At 65.5% G+C, this 255-nt stretch carries 1 protein-coding gene; it reads right to left on the bottom strand.

What is annotated here, in order from left to right:
* Window positions 1–255 (bottom strand): FAD-binding oxidoreductase (locus tag HW452_RS17460; protein WP_224107352.1); only part of this gene is annotated, 255 nt, incomplete at both ends.

Below are 255 nucleotides of genomic sequence, written 5' to 3'. Positions count from 1 at the left end.
GCGTGAGCACCGTATCGTCGATGGTCTCGATGGACGTGGGCCGGGCGCTGCCCATCAGCGCCTTGGCGTCGCGCAGCGCGTCCATGAAGCTCGTATAGCGCACGTTGACCAGGGTGGCGTACCGGGGAATCGGCAGCACGTTGAGCACGGCTTCGCTTAGAAAGCCCAGCGTGCCTTCCGAGCCGCACAGCAGGCTGTTGAGGTTGAGCTGGCCGTGTTCATCGCGCAGGTGGGCGAGATCGAAGCCGGTCAGGC

This window comes from Vreelandella aquamarina (assembly GCF_020075495.1).
Classification (GTDB): domain Bacteria; phylum Pseudomonadota; class Gammaproteobacteria; order Pseudomonadales; family Halomonadaceae; genus Vreelandella; species Vreelandella aquamarina_A.
The sequence above is the reverse complement of the archived record's forward strand: the minus strand, read 5'-3'. Positions and strand labels throughout refer to the sequence as shown.